At 37.1% G+C, this 23,786-nt stretch carries 25 protein-coding genes; 12 read left to right on the top strand and 13 right to left on the bottom strand.

Annotation, left to right across the window (positions count from 1 at the left end; genetic code table 11):
- Window positions 1-104 precede the first annotated feature (104 nt).
- Window positions 105-608, top strand: a complete 504-nt coding sequence (locus C5N92_RS03620) for an OmpA family protein (protein WP_238138386.1) — start codon at window positions 105-107, stop codon at window positions 606-608.
- A gap of 52 nt (window positions 609-660) precedes the next feature.
- On the opposite strand, the gene C5N92_RS03615 is transcribed toward C5N92_RS03620, so the two are convergent.
- Window positions 661-873 carry an HP1242/YdcH family protein gene (locus tag C5N92_RS03615; protein WP_111749500.1) on the bottom strand — a complete coding sequence of 71 codons (213 nt, stop codon included), beginning with the start codon at window positions 871-873 and terminating at the stop codon, window positions 661-663.
- Window positions 874-1,050: 177 nt separating this feature from the next.
- Here C5N92_RS03615 and C5N92_RS03610 point away from each other — a divergent pair, with 177 nt between their 5' ends.
- Entirely contained in the window at window positions 1,051-1,770 is a 720-nt protein-coding gene (locus C5N92_RS03610; RefSeq protein ID WP_111749499.1) for a pyruvate formate lyase-activating protein, read from the top strand.
- Window positions 1,770-2,708, top strand: coding sequence for a LacI family DNA-binding transcriptional regulator (locus C5N92_RS03605; RefSeq protein ID WP_111749498.1), 939 nt, complete (start codon window positions 1,770-1,772; stop codon window positions 2,706-2,708). The genes C5N92_RS03610 and C5N92_RS03605 overlap by 1 nt, the downstream gene beginning before the upstream one ends.
- Here C5N92_RS03605 and C5N92_RS03600 read toward each other — a convergent pair.
- From C5N92_RS03600 to C5N92_RS03560, 9 genes are all read right to left on the bottom strand, one after another.
- Window positions 2,705-3,325, bottom strand: coding sequence for a LysE family transporter (locus C5N92_RS03600; RefSeq protein WP_111749497.1), 621 nt, complete (start codon window positions 3,323-3,325; stop codon window positions 2,705-2,707). The two genes, C5N92_RS03605 and C5N92_RS03600, sit on opposite strands and share 4 nt — an antisense overlap.
- A gap of 1 nt (window position 3,326) precedes the next feature.
- Window positions 3,327-3,797, bottom strand: coding sequence for a phosphatidylglycerophosphatase A family protein (locus C5N92_RS03595; protein ID WP_111749496.1), 471 nt, complete (start codon window positions 3,795-3,797; stop codon window positions 3,327-3,329).
- The gene (gene thiL / locus C5N92_RS03590; RefSeq protein ID WP_111749495.1) at window positions 3,794-4,768 is read right to left on the bottom strand and encodes a thiamine-phosphate kinase; all 975 of its coding nucleotides are present in this window, start codon (window positions 4,766-4,768) and stop codon (window positions 3,794-3,796) included. The genes C5N92_RS03595 and thiL overlap by 4 nt, the downstream gene beginning before the upstream one ends.
- A gap of 18 nt (window positions 4,769-4,786) precedes the next feature.
- The gene (gene nusB, locus C5N92_RS03585; protein ID WP_111749494.1) at window positions 4,787-5,200 is read right to left on the bottom strand and encodes a transcription antitermination factor NusB; all 414 of its coding nucleotides are present in this window, start codon (window positions 5,198-5,200) and stop codon (window positions 4,787-4,789) included.
- Window positions 5,201-5,271: 71 nt separating this feature from the next.
- Window positions 5,272-6,561 carry a type IV pilus secretin PilQ gene (pilQ, locus tag C5N92_RS03580; protein ID WP_111749493.1) on the bottom strand — a complete coding sequence of 430 codons (1,290 nt, stop codon included), beginning with the start codon at window positions 6,559-6,561 and terminating at the stop codon, window positions 5,272-5,274.
- 9 nt (window positions 6,562-6,570) lie between these two features.
- The gene (locus C5N92_RS03575) at window positions 6,571-6,969 is read right to left on the bottom strand and encodes a hypothetical protein (RefSeq protein WP_111749492.1); all 399 of its coding nucleotides are present in this window, start codon (window positions 6,967-6,969) and stop codon (window positions 6,571-6,573) included.
- A gap of 8 nt (window positions 6,970-6,977) precedes the next feature.
- Complete coding sequence (locus C5N92_RS03570; protein ID WP_111749491.1) at window positions 6,978-7,493, bottom strand: ATPase; 516 nt, start codon at window positions 7,491-7,493, stop codon at window positions 6,978-6,980.
- Between the two features lie 8 nt (window positions 7,494-7,501).
- On the bottom strand, window positions 7,502-8,014 hold the full coding sequence (locus C5N92_RS03565) for a hypothetical protein (protein WP_111749490.1): 513 nt from the start codon (window positions 8,012-8,014) through the stop codon (window positions 7,502-7,504).
- The gene (locus tag C5N92_RS03560; RefSeq protein ID WP_111749489.1) at window positions 7,990-8,679 is read right to left on the bottom strand and encodes a type IV pilus biogenesis protein PilM; all 690 of its coding nucleotides are present in this window, start codon (window positions 8,677-8,679) and stop codon (window positions 7,990-7,992) included. The genes C5N92_RS03565 and C5N92_RS03560 overlap by 25 nt, the downstream gene beginning before the upstream one ends.
- A 127-nt stretch (window positions 8,680-8,806) precedes the next feature.
- Here C5N92_RS03560 and C5N92_RS03555 point away from each other — a divergent pair, with 127 nt between their 5' ends.
- From C5N92_RS03555 to C5N92_RS03535, 5 genes are all read left to right on the top strand, one after another.
- Window positions 8,807-11,410: a penicillin-binding protein 1A gene (locus tag C5N92_RS03555; protein ID WP_111749488.1), complete on the top strand. Its 2,604-nt coding sequence runs from the start codon at window positions 8,807-8,809 to the stop codon at window positions 11,408-11,410.
- Window positions 11,411-11,642: 232 nt separating this feature from the next.
- Window positions 11,643-12,164 carry a shikimate kinase AroK gene (gene aroK, locus C5N92_RS03550; protein WP_111749487.1) on the top strand — a complete coding sequence of 174 codons (522 nt, stop codon included), beginning with the start codon at window positions 11,643-11,645 and terminating at the stop codon, window positions 12,162-12,164.
- Window positions 12,165-12,176: 12 nt separating this feature from the next.
- Window positions 12,177-13,265 carry a 3-dehydroquinate synthase gene (gene aroB / locus C5N92_RS03545; RefSeq protein WP_111749486.1) on the top strand — a complete coding sequence of 363 codons (1,089 nt, stop codon included), beginning with the start codon at window positions 12,177-12,179 and terminating at the stop codon, window positions 13,263-13,265.
- A 4-nt stretch (window positions 13,266-13,269) separates the two neighbouring features.
- On the top strand, window positions 13,270-14,091 hold the full coding sequence (locus C5N92_RS03540; protein ID WP_111749485.1) for a Dam family site-specific DNA-(adenine-N6)-methyltransferase: 822 nt from the start codon (window positions 13,270-13,272) through the stop codon (window positions 14,089-14,091).
- Window positions 14,092-14,117: 26 nt separating this feature from the next.
- Entirely contained in the window at window positions 14,118-15,476 is a 1,359-nt protein-coding gene (locus C5N92_RS03535) for a sodium-dependent transporter (RefSeq protein WP_111749484.1), read from the top strand.
- A gap of 54 nt (window positions 15,477-15,530) precedes the next feature.
- Here the strand turns inward: C5N92_RS03535 and C5N92_RS03530 are convergent, their stop codons facing one another.
- Window positions 15,531-15,977 (bottom strand): pyridoxamine 5'-phosphate oxidase family protein, encoded by a 447-nt coding sequence (locus C5N92_RS03530; protein ID WP_111749483.1) that lies wholly within the window; start codon window positions 15,975-15,977, stop codon window positions 15,531-15,533.
- Between the two features lie 265 nt (window positions 15,978-16,242).
- Between C5N92_RS03530 and C5N92_RS03525 the strand changes: the two genes are divergently transcribed.
- Window positions 16,243-18,714 carry a TonB-dependent receptor gene (locus C5N92_RS03525; RefSeq protein WP_111749482.1) on the top strand — a complete coding sequence of 824 codons (2,472 nt, stop codon included), beginning with the start codon at window positions 16,243-16,245 and terminating at the stop codon, window positions 18,712-18,714.
- Between the two features lie 46 nt (window positions 18,715-18,760).
- Here C5N92_RS03525 and C5N92_RS03520 read toward each other — a convergent pair whose 3' ends face one another.
- Together C5N92_RS03520 and pyrG are read right to left on the bottom strand one after the other, a co-directional pair.
- On the bottom strand, window positions 18,761-19,687 hold the full coding sequence (locus C5N92_RS03520) for a LysR family transcriptional regulator (RefSeq protein ID WP_111749481.1): 927 nt from the start codon (window positions 19,685-19,687) through the stop codon (window positions 18,761-18,763).
- A gap of 177 nt (window positions 19,688-19,864) precedes the next feature.
- A complete protein-coding gene (pyrG, locus tag C5N92_RS03515) occupies window positions 19,865-21,499 on the bottom strand; it encodes a glutamine hydrolyzing CTP synthase (protein ID WP_111749480.1) in 1,635 nt (544 codons plus the stop codon).
- A 415-nt stretch (window positions 21,500-21,914) separates the two neighbouring features.
- Here pyrG and C5N92_RS03505 point away from each other — a divergent pair, with 415 nt between their 5' ends.
- The 3 genes from C5N92_RS03505 to C5N92_RS03495 are packed head-to-tail and all read left to right on the top strand — an operon-like array spanning window position 21,915 to window position 23,768.
- Complete coding sequence (locus C5N92_RS03505; RefSeq protein ID WP_238138385.1) at window positions 21,915-22,655, top strand: energy transducer TonB; 741 nt, start codon at window positions 21,915-21,917, stop codon at window positions 22,653-22,655.
- A 22-nt stretch (window positions 22,656-22,677) separates the two neighbouring features.
- Window positions 22,678-23,358, top strand: coding sequence for a MotA/TolQ/ExbB proton channel family protein (locus C5N92_RS03500; RefSeq protein ID WP_111749477.1), 681 nt, complete (start codon window positions 22,678-22,680; stop codon window positions 23,356-23,358).
- Entirely contained in the window at window positions 23,358-23,768 is a 411-nt protein-coding gene (locus C5N92_RS03495; protein ID WP_111749476.1) for an ExbD/TolR family protein, read from the top strand. The genes C5N92_RS03500 and C5N92_RS03495 overlap by 1 nt, the downstream gene beginning before the upstream one ends.
- Window positions 23,769-23,786 lie beyond the last annotated feature (18 nt).

The raw sequence follows: 23,786 nt of genomic DNA, 5'->3' as shown, positions 1-23,786 counted from the left end.
TATTTTGTTTAATAAAAAGCCTTTTATCTTGTGTTTTGGACAAGAAAAATTTAGTATAACAAACGGTTTTATTTTCTAACCATTTTATTATTTTTAAGGAAATTATGATGATTAAAAATTTTGCAAAATTAGCGACTGTTTCTGCAACAGCATTACTTCTTGCAGGTTGTTTCTCTGCATCAAGTGTTAACCGTGATATGCAAGCTCCGGCAGCAACACCAGCTCCTGCAGCGCCAGCGGCACCAGCACCAGCTAAAGAATATGTGTTAAGTGGCGACTTCTTATTTGATTTTGATAAATCAAATTTAACTGCTAAAGGTAAGTCGACATTAGATCGTATTGCAAAAGAAATCAAAGCGTCAGGTGCAAGCCGCTTAACTGTAACAGGCTATACTGACCGTTTAGGTTCTGCAGCTTATAACTTAAAACTATCACAAGAACGTGCAAATACAGCGAAAGCTTACTTACAATCACAAGGTGTGAAAGCAAATATCAAAGCTACTGGTCGTGGTAAAGCGAATCAAGTAAAAGCATGTAAAGGTGAAACAGGTCAAGCATTAAAAGATTGCTTGAAACCTAACCGTCGTGTAGTTATTAAAGCAGAATAATTTACTTCTTAATAAATAAAAGCGGATTAAATCCGCTTTTATTTTTTAGGGTTTATCCTTTGCTTTTCAATATAGCATAAAGCTCGTCTTTAATATGAAGCTTTTCTTTTTTCAATATTTCCACTTCTGTGTGTGTGGCTAATTCAATATTGGCTTCCATATTTTTTATTCTCTGATCTAACTCATTGTGCTTATCGAAAAGACGAGCAAAGTGCGCATCCTCAGTTTTGAGTTTGGTGATTAAATCTCGATATTCTGGGAACATAATTGACTCCTATGTTGTGGATAATTTGTCGCATAGTATCATCTTTAACAAAGTTAGCTGTGATAATATCTTCAAAATTTGAAGTTGATCACAAAATTTTCCTATAAAATCTTCATGCTAAATCTTTTCATTTAGCGGTATAATGTTAGTTAATTTTGGTTAGTTATTGTATAGCATATGCGTCGTCTTATTTTTATCTCTTTTTTATCATTAATCTTTAGTCAAGTTGCTCAAGCAACGTGGCAGAAAATTAATGATGTAGATTATGTTTGGGGCCCATTCAAAATTTATAATATTTCGCTGTTTTCAGAAACAGGGCAATACATAGAAAATATGCGTCCTTTGATGTTGACGCTAAAATATGCAAAACCTGTAGATGGGCGTGATTTTGCTATTTCTCTTGCTCGTTCTTGGTCTAATCTAGGGATTACACTAAAAGACCAAGATGATGTTGTAGATCGTTTACGCAAAATTCTTCCTAACATTAAAAAGGATGATGTATTAAGTTATATCGCTTTGGATGATAAAGGCTACTTTGTTTTAAATGATACAGTGATTCCTGAAGAGTTTAATAAAGAGTTTAGTGATGCAGTTGTCTCTATTTGGTTAGATCCGCGAGTTGAAATTGGTCGTAAATTAATTCAACAAAAAGAGCAAGATAAGACATTTGTTGTGAATACTCCGCAGGTGGTAAATAGTACGGAGAAAAATGAACAATCCGTAGATAATTTGGAATCTAAAACTTCGGAAAAAACGAATGAAAATGTTTCCAAAGATAGTGTGCCAGAGAATACAGAAAAGCCAATAGATAAGAAGGAAGAAACTCAAGACGATTCAGAAATTGAGATTATTCCAGCAAGCGATCCAATTCCAGAGAAAGCACAGCCAGCGATCTAATGAAATATACAATTAAAGATATTGCTTTACTTGCCAAGGTTGGTAAGTCAACCGTCTCTCGCGTCTTAAATGATGATCCGAACGTGTCAGAAGAAACACGTCAGAGAGTTCAGGACATTATCAGTCAAGTTGGTTTTGAACCAAATCGTAGTGCAAGAGCAATGCGAGGGGCTGCAGATCCTGTTGTTGGTATTATTGTAACACGCTTAAATTCTGTGGCTGAGTCCCAAACATTGAGTGCAATTTTGCATGAATTGTATCAAAAAGGTATTACACCATTAATTGTTGAAAGTAAGTTTCAGCCTGAATTAGTGAGTAAACACTTCCAGCTCTTTAAACAACGCCAAGTCAACGGCATTATTCTGTTTGGTTTTTCTCAATTAAATGCAGATATGATGAAGTCGTGGAAAGGTGCATTAGTTACAGTAGCACGAGAGTATCCCCAGATTTCTTCAGTTGTCTATGATGATGAAAAAGCAGTAGAAGCGTTGATGTTTAAGCTTTATATGCAAGGTCATCGAGATATTGCATACCTTGGTGTAAAAGATAGTGATGAAACAACAGGCAAACTACGAAATCAAAGCTACCTTAATTTTTGTCAAAAATACCAATTAGAACCTAATTTGGTTAAAGCTGACCTAGGTGCAGAGAGCGGTTATCAAAATGTTGGCTTACTTTTTGATAAACCTATATCGGCTTTATTATGCGCAAGTAGTAGTTTAGCAGTCGGAGCATTTAAATATATGCAAGAAATAGCGCAAATCCGACCGCTTGCATGTATTGGACAGAATGAAATGTTGCAATTTGTTGCCCCTAAATTAATCAGTTTAGATTTTGGTTATCCACAAGCGGGAAAAGGGGCTGTAACACTCTTATTAAAACAATTGGATGGCAATAAAAACGTTGAGCAGATTCGAGTTACTTTTGGGCAACTCTAAATAAATGCCATAATCCCTTCATACACCAACTTCCCACCAAACAAGATAAACACTGCTCCTGCGAAGTTATCTAAATAGCGGTTATATTTGGCGTAAAAATTGCGAATAGCAGGGCGTGAGAAAAGTAGGGCAACGAGCCAGAAATAGACAATCGCACTGCCCACTAAAATAGCTAACACGGCAAGCAGATCCGATAAAGCGGATAGATTTGCCACATAACCTGCTAATACACTACTGAAAAAGACCACGATTTTGGGATTGGAAAGGTTGATCATCAAGCCTTTGACAATCTCTTTCCACGCTGATGTGTTGTCGGTTGTTGTTTTTCCGCCTTGAATTTGGGCGTTTTGGGTGATTTGCACCATTTGAATACCGTTGTAGGTTAAGTAGCTGCCGCCGCAAATCATCAAAATAAATTGAAATGATGGCAAGGTTTTGTTTAAAAACGCCAAGCCAAATAGGGTGAGCAATGCCCAAAATCCTACGCCGATAGAAATGCCGATTGCCCCTAAAATCGCATTACGACGAGTGTCTGCCATTGCTTTGCGGCTAACATAGAAAAAATCAGGACCGGGACTAATTAAGCCGACTAATTGCACAAAAAAGATCGTCCACATTTTAAATACACCAAGAAATTAAATAGAGTGAAATGATCGAGTAAACGGCTGCTAAAATATCGTCAAACATAATGCCCAGTCCCCCTTTGAGATGTTGATCGAAATAGCGGATCGGGTAAGGTTTGAGAATATCGAACAGGCGGAAAGTGATGAACGTCAGCCCGTAATAGAGCCAGCTGTGTTCGGGTAAAAAGATGAAGATCACAAAAATAGCGACAATTTCGTCCCACACAATCCGTCCGTCATCGTGTACGCCAAGATCGTGGCTTGCTTTTTCGCACAGGTAGCAACCGCCGATAAAAGCGACAAAACTCAGTAGCACAAAAAAGGCGGTAGAAGCGGTCAGTTTCCATAAAAAAATCGCAAGGATAAGCCCTGCAAGGCTTCCCCAAGTTCCTGGTGCAGGTTTGATTAGTCCCGAGCCGAAACCAAAGGCGAAAAAGTGAATGGGATTTTTTAAGTTAATCTTCATTTGGCTGTAAAGTGATCGAAACCGATATGAGTTGGTTGTGGGTAAATTTGCCCGTTTTTTAATAGGGATAAACCACCGCTTGCGTCCGTAATGCTTCCGATACAAGTGCAGTTTAAACCAAGTTTGGCAATGGCTTGTTCCATTGCTTGTTGCTGTTCTTTTGGCACAGTGAAACAGAGTTCATAATCTTCTCCCCCAGTGAGAGCAAACTGTTCTGCTTGCTGTTGTGAATAAGTCTGCAATAATGCCGTTGAAAGCGGTAACTTATCCACATTAATTTCCGCACCACAACCGCCTCGCTCTAAAATATGCCCTAAATCTGCTAACAAACCGTCAGAAATATCAATGGCGCATTGTGAATAATTAAGAAGCAACTGTCCTAGTTCAATACGTGGCGTTGGGCGTAAATGACGTTGAATTAAGTAATGCTGTTCAGCGGTAAGTGATGTCGGTGGATTAAGTAGCAGATCTAAACCTGCGGAGCTGTCGCCCACATAACCTGACACATAAATCAGATCGCCGACTTTCGCTTTGTGGCGATACAGCCCTTTTCCTTTGGGTAAGAAGCCTTGTGCGGTAAGGGTAATGGCGAGATGTCCTTTGGTGGTATCACCACCGATCAAAGCGGTCTGATGTTGATCTAAAAATGCAAAAAGCGACTGACTAAAGTCTGCTAGCCATTGATGATCCACTTCAGATAAGGTCAAAGCAAGGGAAACCCACGCTGGTTTTGCCCCCATTGCCGCTAAATCACTTAGGTTTACTGCCACAGATTTATAGGCTAGATCCGCTGGGGAAATGGTCGGTAAAAAATGGGTTCCTAAAACCAGTGTGTCTGTCGTAATGGCGAGCTGGTTATCCACAGGCAGTTGCGTGACCGCACAGTCGTCCCCGATCGTTTGCAGAATATCATCACGATCTAACCGCTTGTGCTGATTAAAATACTGTTTTATCAGATCAAACTCGCCCATTGCTTTGCCTACTGACGTTTATTTGCGGTTTAACGCGGGAGCAAGTTTGTCCAACACGCCATTGACATATTTATGGCTGTCATCAGCACCAAACACTTTAGCCACTTCAATCGCTTCGTTGATCGCCACTTTGTACGGCACATCAAGCTCAAATTTCAGCTCGTAGCCAGCCAAACGCAAAATAGTGCGTTCAATCGGATCCAGTTCATCTTCTGCACGATCTAAATAAGGACGCAGGCTCTCATCAATCGTTTCAATGTTTTCAACGGTACTACGCAACAATTTGCGGAAATAAGGCATATCCACGCCTTGCATATCTTGATCGGTAACAAAAGCCAATTCAACTTGTTCAATACTATTTTGTGAAATATACCAAGAATAAAGGGCTTGCACCGCACACTCTCTCGCACGGCGACGGGGAGAAACTTTCATAAAACCTCAATTTATCGAAATAAAAAATAGTGGGCGATTTTAGCATAGACCGCTTTTGTTGTCGCCACTATTTACTTGCTTTTCCCTTGAATTTTCCCTGATTTCACAATGTAAGGTGTTACAAAAATAATCAATTCTCGTTTGGATATTTTCTCGTGATTTTGGCTAAACAGCGTTTTAATCACAGGGATACTGCCTAACAGTGGCACTTTATCTTCACCTTTGGAAATTAAGTGTTGAAACACGCCGCCTAGCACAATAGTCTCTCCGTGTTTAGCGAATACTTGTGTTTTTATCTCTTGTTTGTCAATGGTGACCATTGCGTTGTTGGTGGTTTGACTGTTAGGCGAGTTTTGGCTAATAGATAAGTCCAACAAAATTTGATTTTCGCTTGAAATGTGGGGTGTCACTTCCAAACCTAACACGGCTTCACGAAATTCAATGTCGGAAATTTCTTCTTTTTTACTGTAAATTGCGTAGGGAATTTCCGTGCCTTGCTTGATGCTAGCGACTTTTTTGTCGGTGGTGAGCAAGCGTGGGCTGGCGATAATTTCGATGTTGTTTTCACGCTCTAGAGCGGTGAGTTCTAAATCTAGCACTCGGCTGTTGATTGATGCAATTTGTAGGGCAACGGAAGCGGACGGATTAACAGGGAAATTTACGTTGAGATTATTGGTTGTTAAACCATTCCCTTCAAGGCTACCTGCAAATTTATGATGACTTTCTGAAGGTGAAAATAGCCCCCAGCGTACGCCAAGTTGCTGTAAATGTTCACTGCTAATGGTAACGATACGGGCTTCAATAGCGATCTGTTCTGTCGGTTTGTCGATAATTTTAAGTAATTGGGTGAAATTTTTAATAGATGCAGGACTGTCTTTAACAATAATGCTGTTACTGCGATCATCAAAATGAATATAACCATTTTCCGATAATAAATTACCTTGCCCTTTGGTTAACGTATCAATCACTTCCGATGCTTTAGAATAATGTAATTTAAATGTCTTGGTAATTAATTTAGGTGGCTTAGGTGTGAGATCCACATTAGATTGAATAGATATTTTGTTTTCTACTAATTTCTCTGCGTTTTTATGACTAATATAATAAACTTCATTTTCTTTTTTAAGCGAAAGTTGATTCGTTTTTACAATAGCATTTAAAATGCGATCAAAATCACTTTTTTCCATTCTTAAATTTTTAGTCTCTTTAATTTCATCTGAAATGATGATGTTCTTTTCGGTTTCTTCTGCTAAATAAGCAAGTACTTCAGCAGTAGGGGCGTTTTTCAGCAAAAGAGAAATTTGGTTTGCCATAATCGGAAAAACCGTAAAAAATAAAATAAAGAAATAGATAATCTTACGCATATTTTTCCCTTAAAATTTGAGTGTGAATAATTTTGGTGCTTGGCATTCTGTAACCTTATCCCAAGCAATATAACGTACAGATTTAAAATCCATTTCTTTTATCTGTATATTGTCTTTTGTTAAATAATCATCAGGAAATAAATCAATGATTCGTTTTTTACCATCAATAAATATAGCTCTGATCTTTTCATCAATTTGAAGAATGCCAACTAAGGTTAATTTATCAAAAGTAGTTTCCATATTGATTTTATTTACGAGAGAGTTAGGAAGGCAAGTGGGCAATTTTTCTGCATTTTTTGCAACTTTTTCCTCTGAAATCACCGCTTGTTCTTCATCTTTATAGAATGGATCAGCATAAGTAAAGATAGAGCTGAAATAGAGTGTGATCAAAAAGATTGGTTTTAACATAATATCTCCTATTGATTAAGTAATAATGTGACATTGATTTGGATATGCTTTTCTCTATTTAATTTTGTTAATATCATTTCTTGAAATTTTATTGTAGGAACTTGATTTAATAAGTGAATAATTTGAAATATACTTTGTGTACGTTGACTTAAAATTAAATAAATTTTCTTTTCTTCCATATTCCATTGTATATTCTCAACTCTAGCACCATTTTGAGATAAAATGGATCTAATTTGTTGATTTATATCGCTTATGTTTTGACTTTCATTATGACTAAGTTGAAACTTTTCTTGTAACAATTTAAGCTGCTGTTGTTTATGTAGATTCTCTTCTTTTAAGGTGATCTCATTTTTTTGGTGGTCGTAAGTTTGGTTTGAAATAGAAAAAAACTGAAAAATAGAGGGTGTATTTAATAATATAAATATCAAAAGGAAAATAATATGTTTATATTGGTTTAGGTAGTATAACGTACTGTATAGTGGACTATAAGGATTGTTATAAATTTTCAATATGTTGTTTTTCATAAGGTGTCTTATTTAATATAAATTAATAAACTGAACTCAAATTGATGATTTTTATTCATCTGAATATGCTCTATTTGATATTGATGGTTAGATGCTTTAATTTGATCTTCTAATATTTTTATCTCTTTCTCGTCTTGTAGTTTTCCTACAATTTTTAATATCGCTTGATTATTCTTATAAAAATGAATGGTATCAATTACACCCGATAACTGAATATGCTTCAAATAGTGAACAAATGCGTTAATTTGCTCCGATGAAATAGTTTCATAAGTTTGATTTTGATGCTGTAAACTGAGCTGTTCTATTTTTTCTATCAATTCAGCGTTATGGGCTTTTTGTTGCTCAACTTGTTTTTGTATTTCTCTATCTTGTTGATATAATAGCTGATTGTGCCAACTGATTATGGCTAAAGATGTTATAGAAATGCATATACAAGCGGTTAAAAACCACAAATTTTTTTCAGTTTGCTTAAGCCATTGTTGTTCTCGAAAGCCATTTAAATTGATTCCTTGCCATTCCATAAACAACCTCCAAGTGCTTTTAAATAAAGAAAGCTATTTTGACAATGCTCTGGTAAATAGCCATTTATATTAATTTCAGTATTTTTACTATCATTTTTATCATTAATAATGAATTGTTGATTATGGTAGTAGATAAATTGATTTTCGATGATAAAACAGTATTGCTGAATTTGTTCATTTGGTATTTGAGTTAGATGCTGAATTGCTCGAATAAGACAATGGACTTCACAATCAAATATTGCTTTTAAGCTATTTATTAATGGTTGGCGATAGTTTTTACGTAAGGCAAAAAGTGATAATTTATGAAGTCTATCTTCATTTAATTTTTCTATGTAGTAATCTATATAAAGATGTTCAGATGTAATAGGTAGATATTGTTTTAGAATTTGAGCAATATATCTATCTAAAGCCAGTTGTGAGTCGGGGGCAGGTAGAATGATGGTTTTTTTCCAAATATAGTGCTGTGGAATAGGAACAATTAACTGATAAGTAAAGGTGAGAGCATTAAGTGCTTGTTCATAATCATCAATAGTATGCCAAAGCGTGTAAATCTCACTTTCATCACTTTTGTAACATAAGCAGATGCACTGCCCTTGATGGCTTAGTCCAACATAATGGACTTTATCAGAATCTCTAGATGAGCGACTAAATTGAAAGAATTTCATCATATTTACCAAATAAAATAGATTCCAAGTTAGATTGAAACTATAATTGACTAATTTTAGTATTTCGGATTTAGGTCATCTTGACCTAGAATTTTTCTTTCGTCATTCAGTAAAAGAGAATTTTTCGATGAAGATCGTAAAAATCATATTTAGTGCTTTACTTACGCTAATAATTGTGGGCGCAATTTCTGCGGGCTTTCTTTATGTCCATTTGAAAGAAGATCTGCCAGATGTCGCTAGTTTAAAAACCGTTGAGCTTCAACAACCAATGCAGATCTTTACTGCTGATGGTAAGCTGATTGGAGAAGTTGGTGAGCAACGTCGTATTCCTGTCAAACTTGATGATATTCCTCAGACTTTAATTGATGCCATTATTGCGACAGAAGATACTCGTTTTTATGAGCATAAGGGAATCGATCCAAAAGGGATTATGAGGGCAGTTTGGCGTTCAAGCCAAGGTGATACACAAGGTGCAAGTACTATTACACAGCAACTTGCGCGTAACTTTTTCCTTTCACCAGAGCGTAAGCTTGAACGTAAGCTCAAAGAAATTATTTTAGCGTTGGAAATTGAGAACAATCTCTCTAAACGTGAAATTTTGGAACTTTATCTTAATAAGATTTATCTCGGTTATCGTTCTTATGGTGTAGCTGCAGCTGCAAAAACGTATTTTGGTAAAAAATTAAATGAGTTAACGTTGTCTGAAATTGCCATTATTGCAGGATTGCCTAAAGCGCCTTCAACGATGAATCCGCTGTTTTCGGTAAAACGTGCTGAAAATCGTCGTAATGTTGTTCTTGGCCGAATGCTTGAAGTAGGCAAAATTACGAAAGAGCAATATGAGCAGGCTAAGGCAGAGACAATTAAAGCTAGATACTATGGTTCTGCTCTAGAATTTAGGGCTGACTATGTCACTGAAATGATTCGTCAAGAAATGGTGAAACGCTATGGCGAAGAAGTGGCTTATACAAGAGGCTTTCAAGTTTATGCCACAGTGTTATCGGCAGACCAAAGAGAAGCGCAAACTGCATTAAGAGATAATTTAATTGATTACGATCGTCGTCATGGTTGGCGTGGTGCAGAAAAATTATGGAATCCGAAAGACCGTGCTTGGGATGAAGAAAAAATTATTGAGCATTTAAGTAAATTACCAAATTCAGAGCCTTTTATTGGAGCTGCTGTTTTATCGGTATCTAAAGATAAAGCTAAAATTATGCTTCCAAATGGTGATCAAGTAGATCTAAAAATGGCTAGCATGCGTTGGGCAAGGAAATTTATTAATGATTCCGCTCAAGGCAAAGCCCCGACTCAAGTTAAAGATGTAATTAATGTTGGCGAGCAGATTTGGGTGCGTCAAAATAGTAAAGGCGAATGGGAACTTGGACAAATTCCTGATGTGAACTCAGCGTTAGTTTCTCTTAATAGTGATAATGGGGCGATAGAAGCTATTGTCGGTGGTTTTAGCTTCGAACAGAGCCGTTTTAATCGTGCAACACAATCGCTAGTTCAGGTCGGTTCATCTATTAAGCCGTTTATTTATGCAGCTGCCTTAAATAAAGGCTTAAGTCTTTCAACAACGTTAAGCGATACACCTATTACTATTACTAAGCGTGGTCAAAAGCCGTGGACACCTAAAAATTCTCCAAATGTATATGAAGGTTCTCTACGTTTGCGGGTTGGGCTAGGTAAATCTAAGAATGTGATGATGGTTCGTGCGGTTCAGATGGCTGGAGTTGAATATGTTGCTGATTATTTACAACGTTTCGGCTTTAATAGAGAACAGTACCAAGCAACGGAAGCATTAGCTTTAGGGGCAGCGTCATTCACTCCATTAGAAATGGCAAGAGCTTATGCGGTATTTGATAATGGCGGGTATTTGATTGAGCCTTATATTATTGATCGTATTTTGGATAGTGCAGGTAATGAGTTATTCAAGGCAAACCCTGCTATTGCTTGTTTAGAGTGTAGTGATAAGCCAGTGATCTATCCAGAACCTGAGTATTTTGACTTTGTGAAAATTGAAGAACAAAAATCAAAAGATGAGGAGATAGCAGAAGCACCAAAAGATGAAGAAAGTGATTTAATTCCTGAACTTGAGATTACAACAGCTAAAAAAGATGCGCCAAGCTTAATGGCAGATTCTGCTATTACTAATAATGAAATACACTATGCTCCTCGTGTAATTAGTGGTGAAATTGCATTTTTAATGCGAAGTGCGCTTACAACAGCAATCACAGGGGAAAAAGGTCAAAGCTGGAAAGGGACAAGTTGGCGTGTTGCAAATGAAATTAAGCGCAAAGATATTGGTGGTAAAACAGGGACAACCAATAATGCCAAAGTTACTTGGTATGCGGGTTTTGGTGCGAATATTGTGACAGCGGTTTATGTCGGTTTTGATGATAATAAACGTGAATTAGGTCGGGGAGAAGCTGGTGCACAAACAGCACTTCCTGCATGGATCAAATATATGAAAGTGGCACTTTCTGATAAGGAAGAGCGAGAAGAGATATTGCCCGCTAATATTATTGAAGTAAAAATTGATCCTGTAAGTGGCTTTTTAGGCACAGGTTTAACAGAGTTTTTTATAAAAGGTACTGAGCCAACTAAACGTTATATTGTTGAAAAAGCGATTCAAGCACCGGTTCAGCCTCAAAAACATGATGCTTTGGAACAACGTTTAGGTTTACCTCCGCCAGGCGTTTTACAGCATCAAGGCAAAGAATTATTTTAAAATACGATAATTCTCTTTGTGACAGTTGAAAAGTAGGGCGATTTATTGAGATAATATCACCCATCTTTATTTTGGGCGATTTGTGGTAAATTTCATAAAATAAGTGTTTTAATTTTAATCACTTTTACAAAATTCAACATAAAACAGACCGCTTGTATCTGCAAGCGGTCTGTTTTTTCCCAATATTCACAAATCAATTTTTTTATTCTATTTTTTATTTTTGAAAAACATAATGGCAGAAAAACGTAATATTTTCTTAATTGGTCCCATGGGCGCTGGTAAAAGCACTATTGGTCGTCAATTAGCACAAATGTTAAATATGGACTTTTTAGACTCAGATGCTGTGATTGAAGAACGTGCAGGAGCAGATATTGATTGGATTTTTGATATTGAAGGCGAAGCAGGTTTTCGTAAACGTGAAGAGCGTATATTAAATGAGCTAACTCAGTCTCAGGGGTTGGTACTTTCTACTGGTGGTGGTTCAGTACTTTCTAAAGATAATCGTAATGTCTTATCTGCTCGTGGTATTGTTGTTTATCTAGAAACAACGGTAGATAAGCAATTTGAGCGGACTCAGCGTGATAAAAAGCGTCCATTGCTACAAACGGAAGACCCATATCAAACTTTACAAGAATTAGCAAAAGTTCGTAATCCTTTATATGAAGAGATCGCAGATATTATTTTGCAGACCGACGAGCAGAGTGCAAAAGTAGTCGCAACACAAATCATTGATATGATTGATAATTTACAGTAATAAGGACGCATTATGTTGCAAGTAAATGTGGAATTGAAAGAACGTCGTTATCCGATCACCATTGGTGCAGGTTTATTGAGCAATCCTGCCAGTTATCAGCCGTTAAAATCAGGAGATAAGGTGATGATCGTCTCAAACCCAACGGTCGCTTCCCACTATCTTGTAACAGTTAAAGAAACCTTGGAAAGTTTAGGTTGCAAGGTTGATTTTGTGCTTATTCCTGACGGAGAACAATATAAAACACTTGATTCGCTCAATCTCATTTTTACAGCGCTACTCGAAAAGAATCATAATCGAGATAGCGTATTGATAGCCTTAGGGGGCGGTGTGATTGGTGATGTTGCTGGTTATGCGGCGGCATCGTATCAGCGTGGTATTCGCTTTATCCAAATTCCAACCACCTTGTTGGCTCAAGTGGACTCGTCCGTTGGGGGAAAAACGGCGGTAAACCACCCGCTTGGTAAAAATATGATTGGGGCGTTTTATCAGCCAATTTCAGTAATTGTTGATACTAATACACTTTCCACTCTCCCAAAACGGGAAGTGAGTGCAGGGTTGGCAGAAGTGATTAAATATGGTGCGATTTTTGACATTCAATTTTTTGAATGGCTTGAAGAACATATGGATGATCTTGTATCACTTAAACAACACGTATTAGAATATTGTATTCAACGCTGTTGCCAATTAAAAGCGGATGTTGTTGCTCGTGATGAGACAGAAAAAGGCGATCGTGCTTTACTTAACTTAGGTCATACGTTTGGGCATGCAATTGAAGCGCATCTTGGTTATGGTAATTGGCTACATGGGGAAGGTGTTGCTGTTGGTATGTTAGAAGCAGCAGCTTTATCTCATATTTTAGGTGATCTAGCCGAACAAGATATTGCTCGTTTGGAGAAATTAATTGCTCGTGCGGTGTTACCAACGGTTTCTCCAGATGGAATGCAGCCTGAAGAATATTTACCTTATATGTGGCGAGACAAAAAAGTATTAGGCGGTCAGTTACGCTTAATTCTATTGAAATCCTTGGGTTCAGCATATGTTGCAACAAAAGCTACTGAACAACAAGTATTAGATGCTATTCGTCGTTTTACTCAATCCTAATTCAATGACAAAACAGCGAGCCTTTTTAAAATGGGCGGGCGGAAAGTTTCGCCTTACCGATGAAATTAATCGACATTTGCCAAAAAAGGCTTGCTTAGTTGAGCCTTTTGTTGGTGCAGGCTCGGTATTTCTTAATTCTAATTTTGAACGTTATATTTTAGCGGATATTAATCCTGATCTCATTAATCTGTTTAATGTGATTAAAATTGATGTTGAAACCTATATTCAGCAATCAAAAGCTCTTTTTCTTGACTCTCAAGCTAATACGGCAATCTTTTACTATGAGCGACGTGAAGAGTTTAATTTATGTCAAGAGCCTTTTCGCCGTTCAGTTTTATTTCTCTATCTTAATCGTTTCGGATTTAATGGTTTGTGTCGTTATAATCAAAAACACGAATATAATGTCCCATTTGGTGATTATAAGACCCATTATTTCCCAGAAAAGGAACTTCGTTTTTTTGCAGAAAAGGCACAAAGAGCACTGTTTATTTGTGCGGATTTTAATCAAGTCTTTCAGTATCTTTTGATGCATCCTGATGATTATGTGGTTTATTGTGATCCTCCTTATGCTCCTTTAAAACAGGATACTAATTTTACCCATTATGCAGGGGGGGGATTCTCTCTTGAGCAACAAATTGAACTTGCGGATAGGGCGAAAGAAGCACAGCAAGCAAATATTCCTGTATTAATTTCAAATCATGATACCGAGTTTACTCGGAAAATTTACCGTGGAGCAAAAATAAAAAAAATTAAAGTTCAGCGTCATATCGGACAATCTGGTGACTCTCGAATCAAGGTGGATGAACTTTTTGCTCTGTTCTCTTAACTTCCTTTTGATGTTGTAGGAAAAATATGAATACACAGACCCAAGAACGTCAATCGTGGTCAAATCGGTTGGCATATATTATGACAGTTGCAGGTGCAACGGTTGGTTTTGGTGCAACCTGGCGTTTCCCTTATTTAGTTGGGGAAAATGGTGGAGGGGCTTACGTTGCTCTGTTCTGTATTGCTATGATAGTTATCGGTATTCCGATGATTCTAGTAGAAAATGTGATTGGTCGTCGAATGAGAGTGAATTCTGTCGATGCATTTTCAGGTAAAGCAAATGGTAAAGATATCCATCCAGCATGGAAGATTCTTGGCTATATGGGGTTGCTTGGTTCATTTGGTATCTTGGCTTACTATATGGTATTAGGTGGATGGGTTTTAAACTATATTGGAAGTTTAGCGACAGGTGAATTAGATCTCTCGTCTCCGATTAGTTTAGATACAGCATCAGTGTTTTTTAAAGAAAGCATTTTTAATAGCCCTATTACTATTTTGCTTTATACGGGTTTATTTGTACTAGTAAACTATTTTATTTTAGCCAAGGGCATTGTAGATGGTATTGAACGCTCAGTGAAATATTTAATGCCTATGCTATTTGTTTTCTTAATCGTGATGGTGATCCGTAATGTTACGCTACCAGGAGCCGCAGAAGGTATTAAGTTTTATCTAATGCCAGATTTTTCTAAAATAACTCCACAGTTATTTGTGTTTGTGCTAGGACAGGTATTTTTTGCTCTTAGCTTAGGCTTTGGTGTCTTAATTACTCTTTCTAGTTATTTAGATAAGAAAGAGAATTTAGTAAGAACAGCGACAATTACAGGTGTATTAAATACAGTTATTGCTGTAATGGCTGGCTTTATGATTTTTCCATCTCTCTTTAGCTTTGGCATTGCTCCAAATTCAGGTCCAACTCTAGTATTTCAAAGCTTGCCAATTGTTTTCTCAAACATGTGGGGGGGGACAATTTTTGCTATTATCTTTTTTGGTTTACTTGTTGTTGCAGCGTTAACGACATCATTGACAATTTATGAAGTGATTATTACGGCACTACAAGAAAAGATAAAAGTGAGTAGAAAAACAGCAATATTTTTAACTTTGGCTTTTATTTTTATTTTAGGAAATGTGCCAGCTGTTTTAGGGGATAACGTTTGGAAAGACTTTACGATTATGGGGAAAAGTATTTTCGATGCTTTTGACTATATTAGTGGGAATATCTTATTTATTCTTACTGCTTTAGGTAGTGCAATTTTCGTTGGATTTGTTTTAAAAGAAGAAGCAAAAGAGGAACTTGGTGCGGGTAAAGTTTTAACAAACTTATGGTTTAATTATGTTCGCTTTGTAATTCCAATTATTATTTTAGTGATCTTCTTTAAATCATTATAATATTCTTAAGGGGAAAGCATATAGCTTTCCCCATGTATAATATACATGAATAAATTATTCGATATGAGCGTATTCTTCTTCCTCATTTCTTGTCCATTCTACCGTAGCGAATAAACCTAAAGAATTATCTATAAGACGTATATATTCTAATTTAACTTCCCATATAGATAATTTATCTATCAATTCGTGAGAATATTCCTTTTTATATAGTTCCTTCCCAATTTCATATTCTTCATCTTCAAGTATCTTTGCTTTTCCTGTGAATTGGATACCTTGTAAAGATGGGTGAAAGCGCGTTGGTGTAAATATTGTTCCAGAGACATTAGGGTTGTTTTTCATTATTTGGCTATGGTGAGTTTGTTCTCCCGTTACATAGATTAATCGTCTATTTTCTTCATCAAAAGCATAGTAAAACGCATTTGACCAGGGAATATTATTTTGAGCACAACATAAAGTGCAGAGATATTTTTTTTGAATGAAAGAAAAGATTCGTTTTTGCATACGATGTACCTTAATGCAATACATTGATTTTAATAATATTTGGCTAAGGCCGGTTAAAATATACAACTAAATTAATTACAAAACAATCACTAATTTACATTATGAGTACTATGAATGTAATTTTATGAAAATTTATTTCTTAATCTGCTCTAGAATAGCATTCAAAACAAAACCATAAAAAAATTATAGTTATTTGGTTGTTTTTATGTCTTTTTTTATATATTATTCCATGAAAAAATTATGGTTATTGAGAAGGAGACAAATAATGAAAAAAAATACGGTAGCAATCTCGTTATGTTTTTGCTCTGGATTGGTGATTGCAGAAGAGAGTGCTGTACTTGATGAAATTCAAGTCGAAGCCAAAATGGCGGAGAGTAACTTATTGGGCGATAGACCCAATGTGAGCGATCAACTGATTGATGGCAAAGACTTTAAACAAAAAGCGACAACCTTAGGTGATGCGTTATCTAGCGAGTTAGGTATTCACTCAAATCAATATGGAAGCGGTGCATCTGCACCAATTATTCGTGGACAGGAAGGTAAACGGATAAAAATTCTACAAAATAACAGTGATGTTATCGATATGTCGATGATGTCGCCTGATCATACGGTCACAGTTGATACCGCGTTATCAAAGCAAGTGGAAATTGTTAGAGGTCCATCAACCTTGCTCTATAGCTCAGGTAATGCGGCGGGTGTCGTGAATGTGGTAGATAATAAAATCCCAACTGTTATGCCAAAAGATGGGCTTAAAGGCGATCTAGGATTTCGTTTTAATACTAACAATAATGAAAAGCTCTCTACAGCAGGGCTTACATTTGCATTGAGTCAAAATGTTGCTGTTCATCTTGAAGGCTTAGCTCGCCAAGCTGGAAATTACAAAACTCCAAATTATCTATATGGCACTTATGCAGATAAAAAAGCGTTTAATAAGCGAGAAATGAGCTATCAAAATCTTTCTTATGTTCCTGAAAGCTGGGCAAAATCTAAAGTAGGAACAGCAGGGATATCTTGGATTCACGAAAAAGGACATTTAGGGTTGGCTTATACAGAACGCCAAGATAAATATGGTTTACCCGCACATAACCATATTTATGAAGGCTGTGCAGTACGGATCATTGATGAAAGTATGAAACAGAAATATCCTTACTTATTCCCTTATCCAGAATTGGCGGATGATCAACATCTCTTTTGGGCTAATCCTGGAGTGAATATGGCAGATTGTCATGCCCATGGATTATCGGCAACACCTTATGTTGATCTACAAAGCAAACGTTATGATCTACGTGGTGAAATGATTGAACCCGTGAAACATGTCGATAAATTGCGCTTTAGTACTAGCTATGTAGATTATCAGCATGGCGAAATTGAAGGTAGTCGTACGGCGAATTTATTCAAAAATAAAGGTATCACTTCTCGTCTTGAAATTGTACATAGTCCAATAGGCGATCTCACGGGCGTTTGGGGAATCCAATATCTTCAACAAAAAAACAGTGCGTTATCGCCTGAAGATTCAAGCCATGCTCATGTTCACCGTGGCGTTCAGCAGCTCTTAAACAATAATAAAATGCAAAACTGGAGTTTATTCGGTTTAGAGAGCTATCAATGGAATGATTTTACTTTTGAGCTATCGACACGTTTAGAAAAACAAAAAGTGACAAAATCCTATGATCATGAAAAAGTCCGAGATGAATATCTCTCGTTAGGTTATATTGACAGCAAAAGACCTGAAACAAAAAATGCAATGGATGGCTACTATGCTTTAACAAAACCGCATAAGGAAACCGCTCGCTCTTTTGCAGCAGGTATTCATTGGGCATTTAGAGAAAACTATAAACTTTCTTTAACCGTATCTCACCAGGAACGTTTACCAAATGCTCAAGAGCTTTATGCGCACGGAATGCATCTTGCGACAAACTCTTTTGAAATGGGCAATAAGGGACTAACTAAAGAAAAATCAAACAACATTGATTTAGGACTTAGTTACCAAGACGATAAATTTAATTATTATCTCAGTGGATTTGTCTATAACTTTGAAAACTATACCTATCTCTACACGGTCAATTCAGGTAGAGGGCCAGCTTCAATGAAACAGGATAGCGATTTACGTATTAACCGCTATATGCAAGCACCAGCTCGTTTTTATGGGGTAGAAGCCAATATCGGTTATCAAGTCACACCAAAACACCATATCAGCATTTTTGGTGACTATGTAAAAGGCTATTTGAAAGAACACGATATTCGGGTGAGCGACAAAGTTAGCTATGTAGAAAATCCAGCATTCCAACAGGCGATAGATAAATTAATCGCTGAGAATCCAAATTTAAAACCTTGGAGAGCGAGATCGATTGTGAGAAATCAAATGGGGATTGAACCTAATATTCGCGTACAAGAACCTGTATATGAAGAACATGCTAAAATGTATACGCCACGTTTACCGCCAATCCGTTTCGGTACACGAATTAAAAGTGATTTTACTGAAAATCTTAAAGGTGAATTAGAATATTACCGTGTCTTTAGCCAACATCGTATTTCAAAATTTGAAAGCAAGACACAAGGTCATAATATGTTGAATATCGGTTTAACTTACCAAAACAAACTCGGCAAAGGTGAATATGAAGTTTTCATGAAAGGTAATAACTTACTCAACGAAGCAGTTTATGCTCACGAAACCTTCTTACCTTATATTCCACAAATGGGAAGAAGTTTTAGTTTTGGGGTTAACTATAAGTTTTAAAAAGAATTATCTTCTTGGAGCAAATGAAAATTTGCTCCAATTTTTATCATGATAATACGAGTAATCCAGGCAATGATGCGAAACTTTCTGCTTTAACAGTATTATGAAAATCATCAATATAAGCCCTGTTTATTTCTGATTCCCGAATTGCACTATATAGATTACTATATAATCCTTGCTGAGTAACTTTTCTAGCAACGACATAGCCCCTTTCTAAGTAAGGTTTTACAGCCCAATAAGGCAGAACAGCCACGCCTCTTTTACTGGCAACCAGTTGAATAATGGCAATCGTTAATTCACTTGTTCTTCTAGAAGGATTAATTCCAGCAGGGAAAAGCACTTTTTTTAATAAATCTAACATGTCATCTGGCACAGGATAGTGGATAAGTGTTTCATCTCGAAAATCTTCTGCTTCCCAAATTTCTTTTTGCGCTAAATGATGATCTTTAGAGCAAATAGCGACCATTTCGTAGGAAAATAGTGGTTGATAAGCTATTCCTACAGTTTCTTCCATTTCAGATACCACTGCCCAATCAGCTCTATGGGTTAATAAAAGACCAACTGTATCAGTATGGAATCCTGAGACGATATCAAGCTCCACTAAAGGCCAACTTTTTCTAAAGGCATCCATTGCAGGCATTAACCAATCAAAGCAAGTGTGGCATTCTACGGCGATTCTTAATTCTCCCACTTCACCTTGTTTGATACGGGCAATATCTAATTCCGCTTCCATGATTTTTGGTAAAATATCATAGGATAATTGAACGAGACGTTCTCCTGCGACAGTAAAGCGTATAGGTTGAGTTTTTCTTTCAAATAGGGTCAGTTCGTATTGATCTTCAAGCAACTTGATTTGATGAGATAACGCAGATTGAGTCAAATGAACACGTTTAGCGGCTAAAGAAACACTTCCACTTTCTTTTAAGGCCTGAAGTGTTTTTAAATGGCGGAGTTCAAGGAAAATAGGCTTCATTATTTAAAACTCTCATATTAATAAATAGTATTATGAAAATAATAACATTAATTAAGTGAAAAAGTGATTTTATTTCAGCTGTTTTATTGAAAGTGAGAGATGAGCGTGGTAAAGAAAAGCGGTTGATTTCATTGCAAATTTTGTAACGAAACCAACCGCTTGAGATACATTTTATTGTTAAGCTCTGCTTGCTTGATGTTCTTTCGCCGCTTTTACAAACCCTTCAAATAATGGGTGTCCATCTCGAGGGGTTGAGGTAAATTCTGGGTGGAATTGTGCAGCGATAAACCACGGGTGGTTTGGCACTTCGATGATTTCCACTAATTTACGATCTGCGGATAAGCCACTGACTTTCAAACCTGCTGCTTCGATTTGTGGCAATAATATATTGTTTACTTCGTAGCGGTGACGGTGGCGTTCAACAATAGTTTCAGCACCGTAAACTTCACGAGCCTTTGTACCTTCGATAAGATGGCATTGTTGTGCACCCAAACGCATTGTACCGCCTAAATCGGAGTCATCAGAACGGACTTCCACATTGCCTTCTGCATCTTGCCATTCGGTAATTAAGCCCACGACAGGTTGCGGACAGTTTTTGTCAAATTCGGACGAGTTCGCTTGTGTTAAACCTGCTACGTTGCGAGCGTATTCGATTAACGCAATCTGCATACCTAAACAGATGCCTAAATAAGGGATTTTGTTTTCACGGGCATACTGAGCGGTGCGGATTTTGCCTTCAACACCACGATAGCCGAAACCGCCTGGTACTAAAATCGCATCAACGCCTTGCAACACTTCAACGCCTTTGGTTTCCACATCTTGCGAGTCGATATACTTAATGTTCACCGTTAAACGATTTTTCAAACCTGCGTGTTTTAACGCTTCATTGACCGATTTATAGGCATCAGGCAATTCCACATATTTGCCAACCATACCGATCGTCACTTCGCCCGTTGGGTTAGCTTGTTGATAAAGCACCTGTTCCCACTCAGACAGATCTGCTTCTTTACAAGTTAAACGGAAACGATCGCAGACAAAATCGTCCAAACCTTGTGATTTCAATAATGCAGGAATGCGGTAAATCGAATCCACATCTTTCAGTGAAATCACCGCACGTTCAGGCACGTTACAGAACAAGGCAATTTTGGCACGTTCGTTTGCTGGGATCATTCGATCAGAACGGCAGATCAACACATCAGGCTGAATACCGATAGAGAGCAACTCTTTTACAGAGTGTTGGGTTGGCTTGGTTTTCACTTCGCCAGCTGTAGCAATGTAAGGTACAAGGGTTAAGTGCATAAATAAGGTTTTTTCACGACCCACGTCCACCGCAAGCTGACGCAAGGCTTCTAAGAACGGGAGCGACTCAATATCGCCGACAGTTCCGCCCACTTCCACAATCGCCACATCGTGACCTTTACCACCTTCGATTACACGAGCTTTGATTTCATTGGTGATATGTGGGATCACTTGGATCGTTGCCCCTAAATAATCGCCACGACGCTCTTTGCGTAAAACTTCAGAGTAGATCTTACCGCTTGTGAAGTTGTTGGCTTTGGTCATTTTGGTGCGGATAAAACGCTCGTAATGCCCTAAATCTAAGTCGGTTTCTGCCCCATCTTGGGTCACGAATACTTCGCCGTGTTGGGTTGGACTCATTGTACCCGGATCGACATTGATATAAGGGTCAAGTTTCATAATGGTGACTTTCAAGCCACGCGCTTCAAGAATAGATGCGAGAGACGCTGCCGCAATGCCTTTTCCTAAAGAAGAAACAACGCCGCCCGTCACGAAAATATAATTCGTTGCCATGTTATTTGCCTTTTGTGTGATAAATCGAGTTGAAATTCGGAAATGGAATAAACCATCAGGACGGGAGCGTAGTTTACAGCAAAATGGGCAGATAGGCTAGTAAGATTAAAGCTAAAAGCTTCTTAAGTAGGATAGCCTTCGGTTTATCAGTAGTAGAACTAATACAAAGAGAAAGTGATGAACTACACTCAGTTCATTTACATAGTTACTTTCATCAACCATAAAACTGTAAATGAATGTAATTTAATCGATCAAATAAAGATCATTAATATACATATCATAAAGTTATTTACAAAGATTACTTTTGTTAATAAAATAAATGAGAATAATTATTGTTTATTTATTTGTAATGTAGTTTGTTCTTTTCTTTTTTACAAAATACCGTATGCAACGAATTTTTTATAATTTTTTCATCATGTTATTTGTAACTTTAATTCATTTGGGGCTGGCGTATTCCTTGTCTAGACTTTCATGGGAGAGAAATCTCGATCTCTTTGGAGATTTAGAAAATTTACAAATGATTGAAGTTAATTTAGGTAGTGAAGTGCCTATTGAAGTTAAAACGGAATCAGAGCCTGAACCTGAAGTAGTGAAAGCTCCTGAAGAGATTTTAAGTAGCGATATGCCAAAGCCAACTCAAGCAGATTTGGCGAAAAAGCCAGAAGCACCTGAAAAGCCGAAGCTAGTGAAAGAGATTAAAAAAGTGCCTGAAAAGGTCGTTAAAAAGCCAGAGAAAAAGAAAGAGCCTAAGCCTAAAGCAGAGAAACCTAAAGCTGAGAAAACTGTTGTCGCTAGTCAAAGCACCAATGCACCACAAGGTCATCAAAATGGAGTAGAAGGCAGTAAATCTACCGTAGGTAATGCGAAGGTTGATGCATCTCTCGGGGCAGGTTATGGCAGTGCAATGCGTGGGCGTTGCTCAGATATTTCTGATGAGTCCGATGATGTGGGCAGCGTCAAGCTCAAAGTTACCATTGGCACTAACGGTAAGGCGAGCCATGTTGAGATTTTATCATCGTCAGGGATTAAACGCTTGGATAACCAAGCCAGCCGAATGGCATCAGGACATCACTATCAACCAGCTAAAATCAATGGCAGTGCGGTGGTTGGTAGTGTGATTTTTACGATTCATTTTAAATGTGGGGCAGCCGCTTAAATTATTTTAAGGAACTTAAATTATGAATTTAATTGAACTGATTCAACAACAAGACATTGTACTTTCTATTTCATTTGGCATTTTAGTCTTTATGAGTATTTTATCTTGGAGCATTATTTTAATTCGCTTAATTAAAATGATTGGGGTAAAGAAAAATAATCGGCAAAGTTTTCAGCTTGTGAAATCAGCGGAAAATATGTTGCAAGCTAAACAAGCTATTCAAAACAAGCGATCTGATATTGCCGATATTTTGCAAGCCACATATTCACAATGTGAGCTTTATCAAGCAAAAGATAAACATTATTTATCCCATCAATTGCCGTTTAGAGATTTTTTAACGTTACATTTACGAAATGCGATTACTCAATCTTTGCGTAAATATGAAGGTGGTTTAGTCGCTCTTGCTTCTATTGGTGCTGTTGCGCCTTTTATTGGCTTATTTGGTACAGTTTGGGGGATTTTTAATGCGTTAATGGATATTAGCCAACAAGGACAAGTGAGTATTGCTACGGTTTCCGCTCCGATTGGCGAAGCATTGGTCGCAACGGCAATGGGTCTATTTGTCGCTATTCCTGCCGTATTAGCCTACAACTTAATTACTCGTTTAAATCGTAATCTTTCTCAAGATTTAGATCATTATGCGAATGAATTATTTATCTATTTATTACATCACTATGAAATAAATAAAGGAGAAAATAAATAATGGCATTTGGATCTTTCGATAATAATCAAAATTCGGTGATGTCTGAAATTAATATTACCCCGTTAGTTGATGTGATGTTGGTATTATTAATTGTCTTTATGATTACTATGCCGATATTAACCCAATCTATTCCCCTTGAATTACCAACAGCCAATGTTGAAAAAAAAGATGAAGCTAAAGATATTTTTTGTGTGGCAATTAATTCGACGGGAATTTATTTAGGCGAGACTTTAGTCAATGAAGAAGAATTAAAACAGACTTTTATGACTAAATTTCAAGAAAATAAAAATACGATTATTGCAATTTCTGCGGATATTTCTGTGGAATATCAACATATCGTGAAAGTTCTTGAACTCGCCCAAAATGCAGGGCTAACTAAAATTGGCTTTGTGACTCAACCTAGTAAATAAATGCATTGTTTTATATGG

It is taken from the genome of Glaesserella australis, from assembly GCF_003260095.1.
GTDB classification, from domain to species: Bacteria; Pseudomonadota; Gammaproteobacteria; order Enterobacterales; family Pasteurellaceae; genus Glaesserella; species Glaesserella australis.
This window is presented reverse-complemented; position numbering and strand designations above follow the sequence as displayed.